This is a genomic window from Candidatus Cloacimonadaceae bacterium (assembly GCA_030693415.1).
Taxonomy (GTDB): domain Bacteria; phylum Cloacimonadota; class Cloacimonadia; order Cloacimonadales; family Cloacimonadaceae; genus JAUYAR01.
In genome coordinates, this window is record JAUYAR010000093.1 from 1 (window position 1) to 16,759 (window position 16,759).

A 16,759-nucleotide genomic window follows, 5' to 3' on the forward strand; every position below is an offset into this window, starting at 1 on the left:
CATAATCGTGTCTTCGATTCACTCAAGCAAATGATGGCACACATGGTAGACGTGTTTGGAGACTTGACTAACGAGACTGTTTCATCGTTGTGCCATTGCAGTTATCTTGATTTATGACATTACAAAATAAACTTTGTATAATATAGTTGCGGATATGCTATGCTACGAAGGGGTGTTGAACTTGGTGAGATATTCCTCGATCTCCGCGACGTCTCTGGCAAAGCCATGTTTGCCCATCAGGGCATAGGTGGCGATCTTTCCAGCTTCGACGCCGGGTTGATCCAAGGGATTGATGTGCAATAATTTGCCTGTGAAGACGGTCATAATCTCATAGAGCATGATAAATTCGCCTACGTGGAAGGCGTCGATTTGAGGGAAGACGAGGTTGCAATTTGGGCGTCCGGCTTTCGTGAGGGCAATTTCCGTGGCGCTGCGTTCGGCATTAAGCAACGTGGAAAGTTTCTTGCCTCCGAGGTAGCTCACTTCTTCGCGGTCGGGATGCAGGTTTGGGATGATGAAATCGTGAGTGAAATTTTCCACGGTGATGAAAGTGAATATCTTGTCGTTCGGGCCTTCAGTATAAAGCTGTACCTGTGAATGCTGGTCGGTGGTGCCGAGTGCCTTGACGGGAGTTTGACCAACCATGATCTCACGTCCGCGCACGTCATAGCGCTTGCCGAGGCTCTCCGCCCAAAGCTGACGATACCAATCCGCAAGATCAAAGAGCGCATTTGAATAGGGCATCATCACCGCAATGTTCTTGCCGCCGCGATAATAGAGATAATGCATCAAGCCACATAGATATGCGGGATTGGAATAGATATCCGTGCTACAGCAGCGATCCCGCATGGACGCGGCGCCTTTAAGAAGCCCGGAAATGTCGATGCCGACAAAAGCGGATGAGACGAGCCCCACATCCGTGAGTACGGAAAATCTGCCGCCGACGTTGTCCGGAACTATAAAAGACTGATATCCCTCGGAATTGATGACCTGCCGTAGAAAGCCCTTTTCACGATCGGTAGTGATTACTATGCGTCTTTTGAAATCCTGCGGAAAGCGCTTTTTTACGATCTCGGCGAGGATCATGTATCCTGCCATGGTTTCCGCGGTGGTGCCGCTTTTGGTGATCACGTTGAAGATCGTGGTCTCGAGGTTGATCTGCTGGAGGATTTCATGTAGTAGGACGGGATCGACGTTGTCATAGACAAAGAGCTTCTTCTTGAGCTTCGCTTCAGTGCACAGAGCGGAATATAGCGCTTTGTTGCCCAATGCCGAACCGCCGATGCCGATGACGACCATTGTATCAAAGCCGGCATCGAGGTTTTGGACAAAATCGGTGATATGAGTGATGTCAATCTCCGGAAGCTCATAGAAGCCAAGGAGATCCGCCTTGCGGTCGGCAATGATCTCTTCGTGCGCCTGCAGGCAGTTGGCATAAAAATCGGGCACCCGCTGGATGGGGATGGCGTTGTCGAGATAGTCGTTTTGAAACAGATTGCGATATTCAAAGCGCAGCATAGAGTTATCTCCTATATCTGGTAATATGGTGCAAGTGTTTTGAAGACAAGGGTTTCTATTTCCGGTAGCGTGATGGTTTCGGGAAGTTTTTTGATGACACTATCAAGGGTGTCGTCACAGTGGGAAATGATGTTTTTGACCCGGAAATAAGCAGTGGGATTGATGCTCAACTCATTGATTCCCAAGCCAATGAGCAGTGGGACGTATTCGTCTATCGATGCCATCTCCCCGCAGACTGATACTGGAATCGAGTTCTTGCGCGCGGCGTTGATACTAAACCGAATAAGGTTGATTACCGCGGGATGATGCTGAATGTATTGCGATGAAAGGTTTTCGTTGTTGCGATCGACCGCGAGGGTATATTGGACAAGGTCGTTGGTGCCAATGCTGAAGAAATCGCACACGTGGGCAAGTTCTTCTGCACAGAGCGCGGCGGAAGGGACTTCGATCATCACTCCGAGATCGATGTCCGTGTCATAAGTTTCGCCCTTGCCGTCAAGTTCTTTCATGCATTCCAGCACAATTGCGCGGGCTTTGAGAAAATCCTCGGAATCATTGATCATGGGAAACATCACTTTGATGTTGCTATCGGTTGAAGCGCGCAGGATGGCACGGATTTGGGTTTTGAAGACTTCTTTGTGTGCCAACGAAAAACGGATGCCGCGGCAACCGAGATAAGGGTTTTCCTCACGCGGTGAGGGGATCAGATGGGTAAGCTTGTCTCCGCCAAGATCGAATGTGCGGATGGTGACAGGATGTGGAGCCATTTTTTTGGCGATGCCGGTGTAGATCTGATACTGCTCTTCTTCGGTGGGAAGATGCTTTTTTCCCATATAGAGAAATTCGGTGCGAAAGAGTCCGATGCCGTCTGCTTTCAGCTCAAGAATACGATCGATCTCCTGTGGCAGCTCGATATTGCACATCAGCTTGATCCGTCGCCCGGAAAGAGTTCTTGCGCTCTGCCCGGCGGCGCCTTTCAGCTCTTCCTGCTGTCGGTCATATTTTTCCAACAGCTCGCGGTATTGATTGAGCGTCGCCTCGTCCGGAGAGATGATCAGGCGGGAATTGAGGGCATCGATGATCAGCGTTTCATCTTCCTCGACAAGTTCAAGAAGTTGGGGGATCGCGGAGAGAGCGGTGATATTCATAGCGCGGGTGAGTATCGAGGCGTGGGAATTGTAAGCTCCTCGTTCCGAACAATATGCGGGAATATTGAAGCTGGCAAAATTGGTCACCTGGCTGGGAGATATTTCTTGCACAATGGCGATCTGATCCGGTTCCCAGGCTGAATAATCCTCACCCGTGTCTCCCAAAAGGCTGCCCAGGAGACGATGCGCCACGTCTTTGTAGTCCACCGCGCGCTGGGCAAAGAAATCGTTGTCTAATTCGCGAAATTGCTGCACGATCTGATTGAAGGCATTGAGCACAGCCTGGGGAGCGGAGCTGGACTTTTCCTTTAGTTCATGTTCAAGCAGGGCAAGCACTTCGGGATCGCGGAGGATGAGCTGATGGATGCGGATGATGTCCTTGTCCGTTTCGCTGATTTGATATTGATCGAGATAGTTCTGGATGTCGCTTTCCACCAAATCGATGGCGGATAAGAGTAATTCCAGCTCGGATTCGCGTTCCTCCTCGACGATCTGCGTCTTTTCAATGTGATATTTTCTGCACCGGATCAGTTTTGCCCTACCAATGAAAACCCCGGGATTGATCGATAGACATTCCAGAACGCGCATGTCAGTTTTCCGTTATATCTTGGATCGGCATCAATCTTCTCCGAAACCGCTGGCGATGAGAGTGCTGATCTCTTCCAAAAGATATTCCTCGTCCACGCCGTCGGCGATCAGATTGAGCGAGGCGCCGCATTCCGCGGCAAGCATCATCACGCCCATGATGCTTTTGCCGTTCACTTTCATGCCGTCCTTTTCGATGAAAAATTCAGAGCGGTATTTGGTGGCGGCTTTGACCATCAGGGCGGATGGGCGTGCGTGCAAGCCAAGTTTGTTCGTAACCTTAATCGTTTTTCGATTCATCGATTCCGGCTCTGTTGTCCAATTGCTTTTGCAGAGTCTGTTTTCGTATCTCTTCGTGGACACGTTGGTTAAAATCCTCAGCGGCGTCATAACCGACGCTCTTAAGGATCATATTCATCGCCGCCACTTCCACAATAATGGAAACGTTTTTACCGGGGGAAACGGGAAGATAGATGATGGGAATCTTCACGCCGAGGTGTTCGGCATAGTTATTGGTAAGTCCCATACGCTCATAATCCATGTTTTCCTGCCATGGCATGAGTTCGATCTGCAGATCGATATCCTTTTGTCGGCGCACTCTCTCAATGCCAAACATGCGTTCAATGTTGACGAACCCGACTCCGCGGATCTCCATAAAGTGTCCGAAATCGCGTCCGGATTTGCCGATCAGCCGGTCTTCGAGGAAACGGATGGTGATGAGATCGTCGCCCACGAGGCTTTGTCCGCGGTGGACAAGATCGAGCGCGCATTCGCTTTTGCCGATGCCACTCTTTCCGGTGAGCAGGATTCCCAAGCCGAAAACGTCCACCAAGGTGGCGTGGATGGTCTTTTCCAGAGCGAAAAGATCCTGCAGATAGCGGGTGAGCTGTTGGATCAACTGGATCGTGGAAAAGCGGCTGGAAAGCAGCGCGATATTGAGATCGTTGGCGATATATTCAATCACGGGGGGAAGGGTCAAGCCCTTGGAAACGATCACGCAGGGAATGTCCGTTTTGAACATTTCGCGGACGCGTACGGTGAGCACCTCTTCCTTCAGGCTTTGCAGATAGCGCACTTCGGTCTCGCCTAACACCTGGATGCGATCCGAGGAAAAAACCTCAAGATAACCGGCTATCGCCAAACCCGGCCGATTGACGTTCGGTGAGGTCAGTTTCTTGTTCAGCGTCTCCGGTTCGGTGATCAGCGAGAGAGCGAGATCCTTTTTTTTGTTATCAAAAAACTCTTTTACCGTAATTTCTTTCATTGCACGTTCCTATAATATGTATCCTTCTGCCGGAAGAAAATAACCTCCGGCAGAAGGAACATGCTTTCTTTAGGGTTCAAACAGCTTGAAATGCTCCGCGTCCCTTTTCACAAGGACGTTGAGGCGATCTGTTTCGACGTTTTTGAAGATGAGGAATTCTTCTTTGACTCCATCTATTTTTTCCAGCGCTTCCTGCACGGACATCACTTCCGGAACGACGCGCTTGGTCTTGAGGGTTTTGCGAACCCGGCTTTCTGTATTCATGTGGATGTCAGATTCGCGCGAGAATTCGTCAAATTGCTCTTTGAGCGCTCTTTTCTGGTGGTCGGTGACTCGGTCCTTGAGCTTTTTGATCTGGGCTTCCATCTTGTCCAGAGCGGTGTCGATGGAAAGATACATATCCATCTCCTCGGACTGGCTTTGCAGGTTGAAGCGCGACGCATGTAATGAGATTTCGCAGAGGTTGCGGCTGTTTTCCAGTGCCAGCGTCACGTGCACGTTGATGATGTGGTCAAAGTACTTCTTGAGCTTAAGACAAGAAGTTTCGACGTAGTCCCGGATCGCCTTCGTAAGCTCGAAATGGCGGGCAGTAATGGTGATCTGCATGTGTGAATCCTCCTTTGATCAAATTTTGTGGATTGAGAGGGATCTGATATCCTCGATGGATTCCTTGAGCGCTTCGGAAAGCGTGGGATGGGCAAACACTATGGATTCAATTGCTTCGGCAGTGGCACCTTGCGATATCAGGATCGCGCCTTGGGCGATCAATTCCGCGGCATTAGGTCCCAGAATGTGCATTCCGACTAATTGATTGGAATCCGCCCGGGCAATGGTTTTCACAAAGCCGAAGGTGTTTCCCATCGCCAGAGCTTTGCCACTGGCGCTGAAAGGAAATTTGCCGACGAGGACATCGCCGAATCTATCTTTAGCTTCCGCTTCGGTGAATCCGACGGAAGCGAGCTCCGGATGCGTGAAAGTGCATCTGGGAATATTGATGTACTCCAGCTCCGGATAGTGAAACTCTTTGTTTTTGACCAGGCTGTCAATGTGCTGTGCTGCTACCATGCCTTGTTTGCTGGCGGTGTGGGCAAGCTGCATTTTGCCGGTGACGTCTCCGATGGCATAGACCTTGGGCAGATTGGTTCGCATGGCGGAATCTATGCTGACGGCACCATGTTCGGTGGCAAGCGACTGATCGGTGAATGCAATATTCAGTTGCGGAACGCGTCCCACGCTGAGCAGGACTTTTTCCACCGTGATCTCGGTGCCGTTGTTCAGGCTCAGTTTCAAGCCCGCTTCGGTCTTGGTGATGCTTTGCACGCCGGATCCGGTCATGATTCTGATTCCCGCTTTTTTGAGCGCCATCGCCAAACGCTTGGAGATCTCTTCGTCTTCGCTGCTTACGAGGCGGGGCAGGAACTCGATAATGTGTGTCTCTGCTCCAAAAGTGTTCATAATCGAGGCAAATTCGCAGCCGATCACCCCTCCTCCGACTACGGCAAGGGATTTCGGCAGGGTTTCCATTTGCAGAATGCCGGTGGAGGAAAGGATATCCTTCTCATCAATGGAAATGCCGGGAAGCTCTTTGGGAACCGAGCCCGTGGCGATGATGAGATATTCGGCGGAGTAGGCGTTGCCATCAACGGTTTGCACTTTCCACCCGTCGGTGGCCTTGCTGATGGAAACCGCCATCTCGTTGATGATGGGTATCTTGCGTTTGTGAAAGATGAATTCGAGACCGCCCACGAGCTGTTCCACAATCTTATTCTTGCGCTCGAAGACTTTTGTATATTCGATATTTGGTTCGTAAGCAGCCAATCCGTAGAGTTCGGCTTCCTTGAGTTCGCCGTAGAGTTCGGCGCTTTTCACCAAAGCTTTGGTTGGAATGCATCCCCAGTTCAGACAGATCCCGCCAATGCGGTCTTTCTCGATCACCGCGGTGGTGATGCCATATTGATTGAGGCGCACGGCTGTTTCATATCCGCCGGGTCCGCCTCCTATGATTAAAACCTGATAATTATACATGTACTACTTAGTTCCTTCTTAATCTGCTATTGAGGATGCCCAGTTCAAAACGGTATTTGGCAATGATGCGCCGTGAGATATTGAGTCCGTCGCCTTTGAGCAGTTCCACCAAATCTTGGTCGCTGAGAGGCTTGCGCCGGTTCTCATTTTCGACCAGGTGGATGATGTGGGATTTCACTCGTTGGCGGGATATCGTCTCATAGTTGTCATCGCGTCCGGCGGTGCTGCTGAAAAAATCCTTGAGGGCAAAGATGCCAAATGGCGTCTCCGCATATTTGTGTTTGACGACGCGGGAGATGGTGGATTCGCTCACGCTCAGGTCCCCAGCGATGACGGCATAAGTGAGCGGCACCATGACGCCGCTGCTACGATAAAAGAAATCCTCCTGATTTTTTATGATGGATAGGCAGACGCGCTCCAAAGTGCGGGTGCGCATATAGATGGATTTGATCAGAAACTTGGCGCTATTGATGCGGTCGCGCACAAATTGCAGGGTCTCTTTATCAAAAAAGCCGCGGTTGATCATCCTGCGATATTGGGGACTGATGATGATATTGGGGGTGATGTTGTCGTTGATAATCACCACATATTCGTTGTCGATCAATTTGAGAGTCACATCCGGAAATACATAGTGTGCGTTTGAGCTCAGGATGCGTAAGCCGGGTTTGGGATCCAGCTTTGCCACCTGATCGCGGGCGGAGATGACGGTTTCTTCCGAGACTCCGAAGTGAGAGGCGATCTTCTGATAGCGCCGGTGGATGAGATTCTCAAATTGATCTGTGCATAAGCCAACGATGATGCGGTTTTCTTTTTGAGTTTCATCAAGCTGCGCAAACAGGCATTCGCTCATGTTTCGCGCGCCGATCCCCTGGGGATGAATATGCATGAGAAGCTGATGCAATTCATTGATGCGGTTTGGTTTGAGGTGATAGTGGCGTCCCAGTTTCTCGATGTCGAAACCTTCGGGAAGGAAACCATAGATATCGCAGCTATCGATCAGTTCAGAGGCAAATTCCACTTCGTTTTCAGGCAGGTTCAGAGGATAGAGCTGTTCGAGAAACTTTTCCTTGCCGTTTTCTTCATAGCGGATGAGGGATTCGGTGTGATCCGTCTCGCTGTCTCCGTGCCAGCCTTCATAGCCTTGATGATAGTCGTTCCACTGATCCAGTATCTCGGTCAGTTCACGGGCTTCGGAGATCGTCTTGCAATGGTCTCCCACTTCCTCGATGTCTTCGATCGGCACCTTGCTTTCGGGTTGGGTGGCTTCGAAATTACCTTCGTCGATGTCCTCCTCGTCCTTCTCTTCCCTAAGCTCCAAAAGCGGATTGTTGACCAATTCCTGCTTGATATAGCTTTCCAGCTCCAATATCGGCAGCGAGAGCATTTTCAGGGATTGGAGCATCTTTGGCTTGAGCGCCAGTTCCTGTTTTTGCCGCAGGGCAAGGTGTTGCTCGAAGTTGCTCATAACCTTTGCTCAAAAGGGTTGCTCAAGAACCTGTCTCCCAAATAAACTTGTTTTGCTTTTTCATCATTGATCAGCTCCATTGAAGATCCGGACACGATGATCTTGCCTTCAAAGATAATATACGCGCGATTGACGATTTTCAAAGTCTCAATAACATTGTGGTCGGTGATCATCACACCGATGTTCTTGTCCCGAAGCTTGCCGATGATATCCTGAATGTCCGATACTGCGATGGGATCGACCCCCGCAAAAGGCTCATCCATAAAGATAAAGGTGGGGGTTGTCACCAACGCTCTGGTAATCTCCAGTTTGCGGCGTTCGCCGCCGGATAAAGTATAGGCTTTTTGTTTTGCCAGATGGCTGAGATTCAGCTCTTGGAGGGATTCTACAAGGCGTTTTTTCTGCTCTTTGCGGTTGATGCCGAGAGTTTGCAGAATGGCGAGGATGTTTTCCTCCACCGTGAGCTTTGAAAAGATCGAAGGTGCCTGCGCCAGATAGCCGATCCCCAGGCGTGCCCGTTTATACATCGGACGGTGGGTGATGTCCTTGTCGTTCAGAAAGACCTTGCCCTGGTTCGGCTTGGCGAGACCGATGATCATATAAAAAGTGGTGGTCTTCCCCGCTCCGTTAGGACCGAGGATTCCGACGACCTCGCCTTGGTTGATCTCCATACTGAGATCGTTCACCACGGTTCTTCTGCCGTATGTTTTCACCAGATTCTGTGCGCGTATTTTATGCATTTCCATATAATGCTAATTTACTTAAGCGCCCTGTATTTGTCAAGAATTGTTATGGAATTTATAGCGACCTTTGATGCTTTTTTTCATCCGCATTGTATCGAGCTTGTTGTCTGATGAGAACTTAGCCTCCAGAAACTCGCCCGTGGCGCTGTTGATAAAGAAGTCCGTTTTATCCTTTTTCTCCTGTTGATAGTAATATGAAACCTGATTTTCGGCGCTAAACTCACGGATGGAATCGTCCTCAAAAAGAATGGAAACATAGCCTGCAGTCACCCAGTTCTTCTTCTCGGCTCCCCGCTGCTCGGCATAGAAAACCCTGCAGGAATCCACCAGTTCCGCCCTTTGCAGTTTGCGCTCGTCGAAATAGAGATAAAACTCCCTGGCGGTCGCTTTGGCAAAATCGGACGTGAAAACCGGCTCTCCGGTGAAGACGGCTTTGTCCTCCTTGAGAAAGTAGATGAGGAAATCACTGGTCGCGTTATAGTCGCTTGAGCGGACATCGACATTGAAGGTGGCGACCAATTTACGCTCCAGATCAAAAAACTCCATCCTATCCGCCTGGACATAGAGCGTGTCCGCTTTGCCGGAACGCAATTTTGGCGACTCGATCATATACGCATAGCCGTTTTTCCTGTCCCAGAAAGCATAGCCGCACTGGGCAAAGGCGTTTTCTTCCTCGTCATGGGAAGAGACGTTGTTCCAGACCGTTACCTTGTCGCTTTTCTTGTCATAGACGGCATAATCCGATCTAAACCAGCGAAAACCGCCACCCTTTTTCTTTTCGGTGATATAGACCTTGCCGCCAATATTCAGCTCTTCCGGAATGCGGTAATAGGCAACGCTGTCCGCCTGCAAAGCCAGAGAGTCGTTGGACACGCTCACGTTTCCGGTGAGGCGGGCGATCTTTTGATTGTTGAAGATCAGGGCGCGATCACTTTTAAACTCCATATCTCCATACCAGAAGTGCACTTTACCGTTGAGCTCGAGGATCTCTTCCGCAGGACTGCGGTTCAGAAATAGCTTGTCCGAATGGATCAGACGGAATTTCTCCACTAATGCCGATCTTTGGGCGAAAAGCGGAAAAAATACCAGCAGGATCAGGCTACCAATCGAAATCCGATTCATTGAATGTGCCTTCCGCCGAAACCTTATCCAGTTCGGCAAAGCTGATGCTTGAATTGGTGCGAAGTCTTTCTCCGCGCATGGTGCTGCCGGCGCGAACCAGGGTCACCATATCCGGAGAGGTAATCTCGTCCATGTTTCTGTCCCAGACGATTCTGCGCGCCGCGACGCTGCCATTTGCCGAAGAGAAAAAGACGTTGCCGTTGGCAAAGATGACGTTGCGGGCGTCATCGACGATCGTCGTATCCGCCTTCATCGTGCTCCAGGATCCGGTTTTGGCATCGAAAGCCGTGAGCAGAGCGCCATAGGCGTTGAGGATGCGCCGATCATAGAAACGATCGATCTTCTGCGCTTTGAGAATATAATCGATATTACCGGAATCAAATTCGGTGATGGTGACGTTGATGCTCGTCTCATCCGGCAAATTGCGATCCAGCGGCGGAGAGCTCACATCCATCACGTTTTTTTTGCAGCTTGCACCGAGAAGCGCAAAAACTGCCAGAATGATGCTAATGTGGTGATATTTCATCAAGATAAGCCGTCACGGCAGTTTCGATCAAACGCTTGTTGATCAACACCAGCTCAATGCATTCGCGCACCGCACCGCGTCCGCCCTCGTGAGACGTCACGTAGTCTGAAAGCCCTTTGATATCGGGCGCCGCGTTTGCCGGGCAGACGGAAATAGCAGCTTTGAACATCACCGGGATGTCATTCCAATCATCGCCCATATAGAGCACATTTTCAAAGCAGAGCCCCAACTCCTTGAGCAGTTCTTCCGTTTTGGTAAGTTTGCTTGCCACACCCTGATAGAGATGCTTGATCTTCAAATCCGCGCAGCGCTGTTCTAACAGTGTGGAACTGCGTCCCGTAATCACCGCCGCCATGACCTCCGTCTGTCGTAAAAGGATGAAGCCCATGCCGTCATGGGCGTCGAAGTTTTTGCTTTCCAGCCGGTTGTTATCATAGATGATGCGTCCGTCGGTGAGCACTCCGTCGCAATCGAAGATCATCAGTTTGATCTTGTCCCAGTTCAGCTTTGTCTTGTAAGGTTTTTGCATGCGTTTAGAGCTCAGCACCAAGTTCCTCCACGGTGTTTCCGATTTTTTTGCAGTTTATGATCAATCTTTCCATTTGTGCCAGGGGCAGCATGGTCGCGGCGTCGCTTTTCGCTTTCGCCGGATCAATATGAGTCTCCACAAAGAGTCCGGTCACTTTCCCGGTGGCGATTGCCGCCTGTGCCATCATCATCGCATATTCGGGATTGCCGCCGGAGCTGGTTCCCAGGCTGGGTCTTTGCAGAGAATGGGTGACGTCATAGACGATCGGCAAGCCAAATTCCCGCATGATGGCAAAGCCGCGAAAATCCACCACCAGATTGTGATAGCCAAAGCTGGAACCCCGCTCCGTGAGCAGGATATCTTCGTTGCCCACAGCGTTTGCCTTGAGCGCCGCGGAGCGCATATCCTCGGGCGCCATAAACTGTCCTTTTTTGATGTTGATGATGCGTTTGGTCATTGCCGCAGCTTGGATCAGATCCGTCTGGCGGGATAGGAACGCGGGAATTTGTAGAATCTCGCAAACTTCCGCGGCGGCTTTGACTTCCGCGCATTCATGCACGTCCGTCAAGAGCGGAAAGCCAAACTCTGCCTTGAGCTTCGCCAGCAGCTTTAGTCCTGCTTCCATACCTGGTCCGGAATAGGAATCTCCGCTGCTACGGTTGGCTTTTTTGTAGGAGGATTTGAAGATCAATTCGATGCCGCTCTTGCGCGCCAGATTGACGAGGTGTTCCGCGATGCGAAACATCGTGTCCATTTCTTCGATCACGCAGGGTCCCGCGATCAGAAAGAAGGGCGAGGCATGGCTCAGCTTTTTGAATAAACTCATCAAGCACCCCAATTTTACTTTAGTTCTTTGATATCTTCCCAGCTTAAGCGAACGTCGTCTCTGCCGAAATGACCATAAGCGGCGGTAGATAAATAGACCGGCTTTCTGAGATCAAGATATTCAATGATTCCCATTACTGTCAAGTCAAAACTGCGGCGCACCAATTTCTCGATCTCGATATCAGTCATCACGCCGGAACCGTAGGTATCCACCATCAGTGAAACGGGCTCGGATTCGCCGATCACGAAACTGAACTGGATCAAACATTCATCCGCGAGACCGGAAGCGACAACACTTTTGGCGATGTGGCGCGCCATATAGGTAGCACTGCGATCCACCTTGGTGGCATCTTTCCCTGAAAAAGCTCCGCCGCCGTGCTGTGCCCAGCCCCCATAGGTATCCACAATGATCTTTCTGCCGGTGAGACCGGTGTCCGCTGCAGGACCGCCATCTACCCATTCGTTCAGCGGATTGATCTTCACGGCATAGTTTTCCGCTAAAAAACTGGTCAAGGCGTCACTTTCCATCTCTTCGATGGTGGGAAGGATCACCAGGCGTTCGATCTGATCCTTCATCGCTTTGAATTGGCTTTTATCCTTTCGTTGATGATGAGTGGAAACGACCACTGTTTCCAAAGCGGAGGGGCGTCTGCCGCAATAACGGAAACTCACCTGGGATTTGGCATCGGGCAACAGCCCCTCGATCAAGTTCCGTTTGCGGGCATCGGCAAGTTTTTGCAGGAGCAGATGCGCCATCGCGATTGGCACCGGCATCAGATGTCTGGTCTGGTTGCAGGCATAGCCAAACATCAATCCCTGGTCTCCGGCACCGTGATTCTTTTCCAGCGCCAGTTCCTGGGCATGCAGATAAGAATCGATCTGGCAGTTGAAGTCAAATCCCTGGTTGGGGTCTGTGTAGCCGATGTTTTTGATCACATTGCGGACGATTGGTTCGATCTCGACCTTTCCGCGGGTGGAAATCTCTCCGGCGAGGACTATTCTATTCTTTGTGGCAAGGGTCTCGCACGCCACTTTGGACAAAGGATCCTCTTTCAGGTAAGCATCGAGAATCGCGTCCGAGATCTGATCGCAGACCTTGTCCGGATGCCCCTCCGATACGGATTCGGAAGTGAATACATACTCGTTCTTGTCACACGGCATATTTGCATGTAGTGCTGTCATATTTATCTCCTTGGAAGTGGAATAGTGTGGAGGTGGAGCTCCCACCACCGCACTTTTCCCCCAAAAGAAAAAGCCGGCTGCTAAAGCCGGCTCCAAAACCGCACTTTAGCACATTTGTTCAGCGGAGCAAAGAGCAAATTACCGCTATCTATATACTACCGTCCCCGCCCGAAAATGCAAAGCCTATTTTTTCAAACAAGCTATCTTCACGCAGAACGGATAAGGAAATTGGTACACCTCCGGGGATTCGAACCCCGGACCCACTGATTAAGAGTCAGTTGCTCTACCAACTGAGCTAGAGATGCACACTATTCCAGGACATGCTTTTTTGTGCCCTCTTTCTGTCAAGGGAAATAGCTCCGCCAGGATTCACGTTGTCAGCTGAACTGATGCATTTATAAATCGTCACTAGAAACTTCAAACTTTCACCACTTGGACAAATTGTTTAATAAACTGAATACTAACCAGATACACATTTACTGAGATAGCACTTGGACATAGACACTCTGCCATAATTTCAGCATTTTTTATCATTACAAACTTCAAATTCATACATTTTTAGCCCACTTGGACATTTCTCTTGAATCGATTGTATAATACTCATTGTGTTCGTATCCTACTGAGCATTATACTCTTTACTTGCTGCATTCGAATATCAAATCCATTGACGATGCCACTTGGACTTGGACATTTGAAGTTTTGGTGATCAGATTTGAAGATTTACTTGAGGGTTATAACACATTCGTCTGCAGCCTTGCGCTTTCGGTTTCAGTTTTTGCGTTCGCTTTCCGTTTTGGCTTAATATAAGCCCTGCGTAAGATATGCCGTTACCAAATGATGATAAAGGGCTTATATTGAGTTAAAACCAGAATTACGGGTATGGAAGATGCTGAGATGCCAGCTCCAAACCCTTAATTTTCAAGCTGCCGCGCACGAACCGACGGGGACGTCGGTAATTCCATATTCCGCTGCAATTTAGCTGAGACTTCGCTTTAACCAAAAAACTCCGCTGTTGACATCTGGAGAAAGCATTAAGTGTTTGTCAGGCGGAGCTTTAAGTCAAACACTGGATTCCAGTTCCAGCCTTCGCTGGAATGACACGCTGGAATGACGGCTGGTCTTGCACCCAAAAAATCCGTTTCTTATCCATGAAAATCCCAGTCTTCCCCCTTTGCATTACGGAATCAATACGGACTCATTACGGACTAAGTCCGTATTGACTCCGTAATGCTAAGGAGAGAGGATAGTCCCGCTATCAAGTATCCTGTTGCCACACAGGGATTTATGTTCATTTAGTTCATATAGCCCAAATTGGTTCGTTTGGGCAGATTAAATTATGGGAAAAATAGTTCTTGACCAAAAAGCAGCCGTGGATTGCTAGGCGATAGTTAATTATTATCGTTACAATAACCAAAAAATATAGAATGCAGGAGGCGAAGGCCTGTTCCGCATACGCGCTCAGGTCTTCAATAAAAGGAGAATCAATGAGTTGGAATGTACACCAATTTGTGAGACTCAGCTCATAAACCATTGAGGAGAAATGATGAACCGCTGGATGAAGCTAAGCATAGAGTATGCAAATCAGAGATCTTATCTGGACGATCTGTTTCGTATTTATCCAACGATACCAGAAGGGATCAGAGATTTCGACGAAACAAAATGGCTTGGAATTGAAACAGCCTTTAACAACAGAGACAACTTATCCCTTTTAGAGCAATTGCTTTTAATGGATTTGTTTCCTGTTAAGGATAGCTATGTAGCTTATCTCAAGAGAGATAAAACATCAATTCTTCGAAACCCGAACACTGTTAACAGATTATGCGGAAGATTATATGATATGGGTTTAACCAAGATACATGAGCGTGCCACCGAGCCTAAAGAAACCAATAGGCAAATTGGACCCATGTTCAAAGCGTGGTTAAGAAGCAAGGCTATTGGAATTGATGCTGTTGATATAAGCAAATTTACCGCAAATAGTGAAAATGCGATTCTTGATGCTAATGATAGCATTATGGCTGATTTTGCACGGGTTGAGCTTAGTTACACGATAGACAAAGGACTGGATTTCATCGCGCGATTCAACAATAAATATGTGATCGGAGAAGCGAAGTTTCTAACAGATTTCGGGGGACATCAAAATGCTCAATTTAACGATGCCCTGAATTTGATCAACTCTAAAGCAAAAGCAATAAAGGTGGCTATATTAGACGGGGTTCTATACATTAAAGGATCTAACAAAATGTTCCGCACTATGACAGTAGATTACGGGACCAAGAACATAATGAGTGCCCTTTTGTTGCGCGATTTCCTTTACTCAATTTAGGTAAAGAAATGAACAATCTACTGATCAAATCGGACAATCTAACCGCTCTGAAATTACTGCTGAGCGAGAGAAACATGGCTGCCAAGATAGACCTTGTTTACATAGACCCACCTTTTGCTACAGGTGGCAATTTCACCATCACGAATGGAAGGGCTTCAACCATCAGCAATTCTAAACATGGGGCAGTAGCCTATAGCGACAAACTATTGGGCAATGACTTTCTGCAATTCCTTCGGGCTCGATTTGAGCTATTGCGTGATCTCTTGTCTCCCCAGGGGTCCATCTATGTGCATATAGATTACAAAATTGGCCACTATGTAAAAATTCTTATGGACGAAGTATTTGGGATCGCACACTTCAGAAACGATATCAGCAGAATCAAATGCAATCCCAAGAATTTTAAACGTATAGCCTATGGCAACGTGAAGGACATGATTTTGTTCTACAGTAAATCTGCATCTCCAATATGGAATGAACCTAAGACAAAATATACTGATCAAGATATCAAGGTTCTATTTCCCAAGGTAGATTCCGCAGGTAGAAGATATACTACAGTGCCAATTCATGCTCCAGGAGAAACGCTAAACGGTAATTCCAATAAGCAATTCAAAGGCTTGAAACCACCGCAGGGCAGGCACTGGAGAACTGATGTGGATACCCTTGATAAGTGGGACAGAGAAGGGCTGATTGAATGGTCGAGCAATGGTAATCCGCGTAAGAAGATATTTGCAGAAGAGCAGGAAGGAAAAAGGGTTCAGGATGTGTGGGAATTCAAAGACCCCCAGTATCCGGATTATCCCACTGAGAAGAATGCTGATATGCTGGATTTGATTATTAAAACATCCTCAAATGAAAACAGTATTGTGCTGGATTGTTTTTGCGGTTCCGGCACTACTCTTGTTGCATCTCAAAAAAACAACCGACAATGGATAGGTATTGATCAATCTGATATGGCAATCCAAGCAACCCGCAAAAAACTCGCATCAATGGATTTAGACCTGTTTTGCTCAATAGCTAACTACGAATATGTAGAGTTAGATACATTTGAGATCAAAGCCTTAGATGATAACTCTATCCTTACAATGGATGCTGCCAACAATTTAGTAAATCACAACATCACAACGGCGGTCAAGTAGCTTGCTCCGCACAATAGTATATCTGTAATCCTTAACCCAACTTTACCACTTTGGAGGTTTATATACATGGTCCGCAGGCATATGCGTTATTTGCGGGGATTTCATTTTTCCTTTTTTCACACCAGGATTTGGCGATAGATTCAGGGCTTAGCAGAGTGTATTTTCTGATTTTCTGAGATTTAGGTCTATGACAATTTTATATTTAGCCGCCGCAACATCTCAAATGTGGAGACTGTTCAAAAACCATCACCATTCTACGCTGCTTTACCAGAGCACTTGGAGAATAAGTGGTCTAAGTGCTTCCATTTTACATTTTCTTGACAGATTTGGGAGATGTTCAGATTGGCAATCAGCGATTGCTCATGCAT

General features: G+C 48.4%; 15 protein-coding genes and 1 tRNA gene. 2 read left to right on the forward strand and 14 right to left on the reverse strand.

Annotation, left to right across the window (positions count from 1 at the left end; translation table 11 throughout):
• Positions 1 to 162: 162 nt before the first annotated feature.
• The 14 genes from Q8M98_05495 to Q8M98_05560 all read right to left on the reverse strand — a co-directional run bounded on the left by Q8M98_05495 (position 163) and on the right by Q8M98_05560 (position 13,237).
• A complete protein-coding gene (locus Q8M98_05495; protein ID MDP3114216.1) occupies positions 163 to 1,518 on the reverse strand; it encodes a glucose-6-phosphate isomerase in 1,356 nt (451 codons plus the stop codon).
• Positions 1,519 to 1,529: 11 nt separating this feature from the next.
• Positions 1,530 to 3,254: a phosphoenolpyruvate--protein phosphotransferase gene (gene ptsP, locus Q8M98_05500; GenBank protein MDP3114217.1), complete on the reverse strand. Its 1,725-nt coding sequence runs from the start codon at positions 3,252 to 3,254 to the stop codon at positions 1,530 to 1,532.
• Between the two features lie 30 nt (positions 3,255 to 3,284).
• On the reverse strand, positions 3,285 to 3,551 hold the full coding sequence (locus tag Q8M98_05505) for an HPr family phosphocarrier protein (GenBank protein MDP3114218.1): 267 nt from the start codon (positions 3,549 to 3,551) through the stop codon (positions 3,285 to 3,287).
• A complete protein-coding gene (gene hprK / locus Q8M98_05510) occupies positions 3,532 to 4,515 on the reverse strand; it encodes an HPr(Ser) kinase/phosphatase (GenBank protein ID MDP3114219.1) in 984 nt (327 codons plus the stop codon). The genes Q8M98_05505 and hprK overlap by 20 nt, the downstream gene beginning before the upstream one ends.
• A gap of 69 nt (positions 4,516 to 4,584) precedes the next feature.
• Positions 4,585 to 5,121 (reverse strand): ribosome-associated translation inhibitor RaiA, encoded by a 537-nt coding sequence (raiA, locus tag Q8M98_05515; GenBank protein MDP3114220.1) that lies wholly within the window; start codon positions 5,119 to 5,121, stop codon positions 4,585 to 4,587.
• A gap of 18 nt (positions 5,122 to 5,139) precedes the next feature.
• Complete coding sequence (lpdA, locus tag Q8M98_05520; protein MDP3114221.1) at positions 5,140 to 6,540, reverse strand: dihydrolipoyl dehydrogenase; 1,401 nt, start codon at positions 6,538 to 6,540, stop codon at positions 5,140 to 5,142.
• A 7-nt stretch (positions 6,541 to 6,547) separates the two neighbouring features.
• Positions 6,548 to 8,005 (reverse strand): RNA polymerase factor sigma-54, encoded by a 1,458-nt coding sequence (rpoN, locus tag Q8M98_05525; protein MDP3114222.1) that lies wholly within the window; start codon positions 8,003 to 8,005, stop codon positions 6,548 to 6,550.
• On the reverse strand, positions 8,002 to 8,745 hold the full coding sequence (gene lptB, locus Q8M98_05530; protein ID MDP3114223.1) for an LPS export ABC transporter ATP-binding protein: 744 nt from the start codon (positions 8,743 to 8,745) through the stop codon (positions 8,002 to 8,004). Before lptB ends, rpoN begins: the two co-directional genes overlap by 4 nt.
• Positions 8,746 to 8,784: 39 nt before the next feature.
• Positions 8,785 to 9,870 carry an LptA/OstA family protein gene (locus Q8M98_05535; GenBank protein MDP3114224.1) on the reverse strand — a complete coding sequence of 362 codons (1,086 nt, stop codon included), beginning with the start codon at positions 9,868 to 9,870 and terminating at the stop codon, positions 8,785 to 8,787.
• A complete protein-coding gene (lptC, locus tag Q8M98_05540; GenBank protein ID MDP3114225.1) occupies positions 9,848 to 10,396 on the reverse strand; it encodes an LPS export ABC transporter periplasmic protein LptC in 549 nt (182 codons plus the stop codon). Before lptC ends, Q8M98_05535 begins: the two co-directional genes overlap by 23 nt.
• Positions 10,377 to 10,943 carry an HAD hydrolase family protein gene (locus Q8M98_05545; protein ID MDP3114226.1) on the reverse strand — a complete coding sequence of 189 codons (567 nt, stop codon included), beginning with the start codon at positions 10,941 to 10,943 and terminating at the stop codon, positions 10,377 to 10,379. Before Q8M98_05545 ends, lptC begins: the two co-directional genes overlap by 20 nt.
• A complete protein-coding gene (kdsA, locus tag Q8M98_05550; GenBank protein ID MDP3114227.1) occupies positions 10,930 to 11,751 on the reverse strand; it encodes a 3-deoxy-8-phosphooctulonate synthase in 822 nt (273 codons plus the stop codon). The genes Q8M98_05545 and kdsA overlap by 14 nt, the downstream gene beginning before the upstream one ends.
• 14 nt (positions 11,752 to 11,765) lie before the next feature.
• The gene (gene metK, locus Q8M98_05555) at positions 11,766 to 12,932 is read right to left on the reverse strand and encodes a methionine adenosyltransferase (GenBank protein MDP3114228.1); all 1,167 of its coding nucleotides are present in this window, start codon (positions 12,930 to 12,932) and stop codon (positions 11,766 to 11,768) included.
• 229 nt (positions 12,933 to 13,161) lie between these two features.
• Positions 13,162 to 13,237 (reverse strand) — tRNA-Lys (locus Q8M98_05560).
• A 1,238-nt stretch (positions 13,238 to 14,475) separates the two neighbouring features.
• Here Q8M98_05560 and Q8M98_05565 point away from each other — a divergent pair.
• Positions 14,476 to 15,255: a hypothetical protein gene (locus tag Q8M98_05565; GenBank protein ID MDP3114229.1), complete on the forward strand. Its 780-nt coding sequence runs from the start codon at positions 14,476 to 14,478 to the stop codon at positions 15,253 to 15,255.
• A gap of 8 nt (positions 15,256 to 15,263) precedes the next feature.
• Complete coding sequence (locus Q8M98_05570; protein MDP3114230.1) at positions 15,264 to 16,391, forward strand: site-specific DNA-methyltransferase; 1,128 nt, start codon at positions 15,264 to 15,266, stop codon at positions 16,389 to 16,391.
• The last annotated feature ends 368 nt before the right edge of the window (positions 16,392 to 16,759 follow it).

Bases quoted from the DNA above. Each gene is read 5' to 3' on its own strand.
- Q8M98_05495 (MDP3114216.1), bottom strand. From the start codon at position 1,518: ATGCTGCGCTTTGAATATCGCAATCTGTTTCAAAACGACTATCTCGAC.
- ptsP (MDP3114217.1), bottom strand. From the start codon at position 3,254: ATGCGCGTTCTGGAATGTCTATCGATCAATCCCGGGGTTTTCATTGGT.
- Q8M98_05505 (MDP3114218.1), bottom strand. From the start codon at position 3,551: ATGAATCGAAAAACGATTAAGGTTACGAACAAACTTGGCTTGCACGCA.
- hprK (MDP3114219.1), bottom strand. From the start codon at position 4,515: ATGAAAGAAATTACGGTAAAAGAGTTTTTTGATAACAAAAAAAAGGAT.
- raiA (MDP3114220.1), bottom strand. From the start codon at position 5,121: ATGCAGATCACCATTACTGCCCGCCATTTCGAGCTTACGAAGGCGATC.
- lpdA (MDP3114221.1), bottom strand. From the start codon at position 6,540: ATGTATAATTATCAGGTTTTAATCATAGGAGGCGGACCCGGCGGATAT.
- rpoN (MDP3114222.1), bottom strand. From the start codon at position 8,005: ATGAGCAACTTCGAGCAACACCTTGCCCTGCGGCAAAAACAGGAACTG.
- lptB (MDP3114223.1), bottom strand. From the start codon at position 8,745: ATGCATAAAATACGCGCACAGAATCTGGTGAAAACATACGGCAGAAGA.
- Q8M98_05535 (MDP3114224.1), bottom strand. From the start codon at position 9,870: ATGAATCGGATTTCGATTGGTAGCCTGATCCTGCTGGTATTTTTTCCG.
- lptC (MDP3114225.1), bottom strand. From the start codon at position 10,396: ATGAAATATCACCACATTAGCATCATTCTGGCAGTTTTTGCGCTTCTC.
- kdsA (MDP3114227.1), bottom strand. From the start codon at position 11,751: ATGAGTTTATTCAAAAAGCTGAGCCATGCCTCGCCCTTCTTTCTGATC.
- metK (MDP3114228.1), bottom strand. From the start codon at position 12,932: ATGACAGCACTACATGCAAATATGCCGTGTGACAAGAACGAGTATGTA.
- Q8M98_05565 (MDP3114229.1), top strand. From the start codon at position 14,476: ATGAACCGCTGGATGAAGCTAAGCATAGAGTATGCAAATCAGAGATCT.
- Q8M98_05570 (MDP3114230.1), top strand. From the start codon at position 15,264: ATGAACAATCTACTGATCAAATCGGACAATCTAACCGCTCTGAAATTA.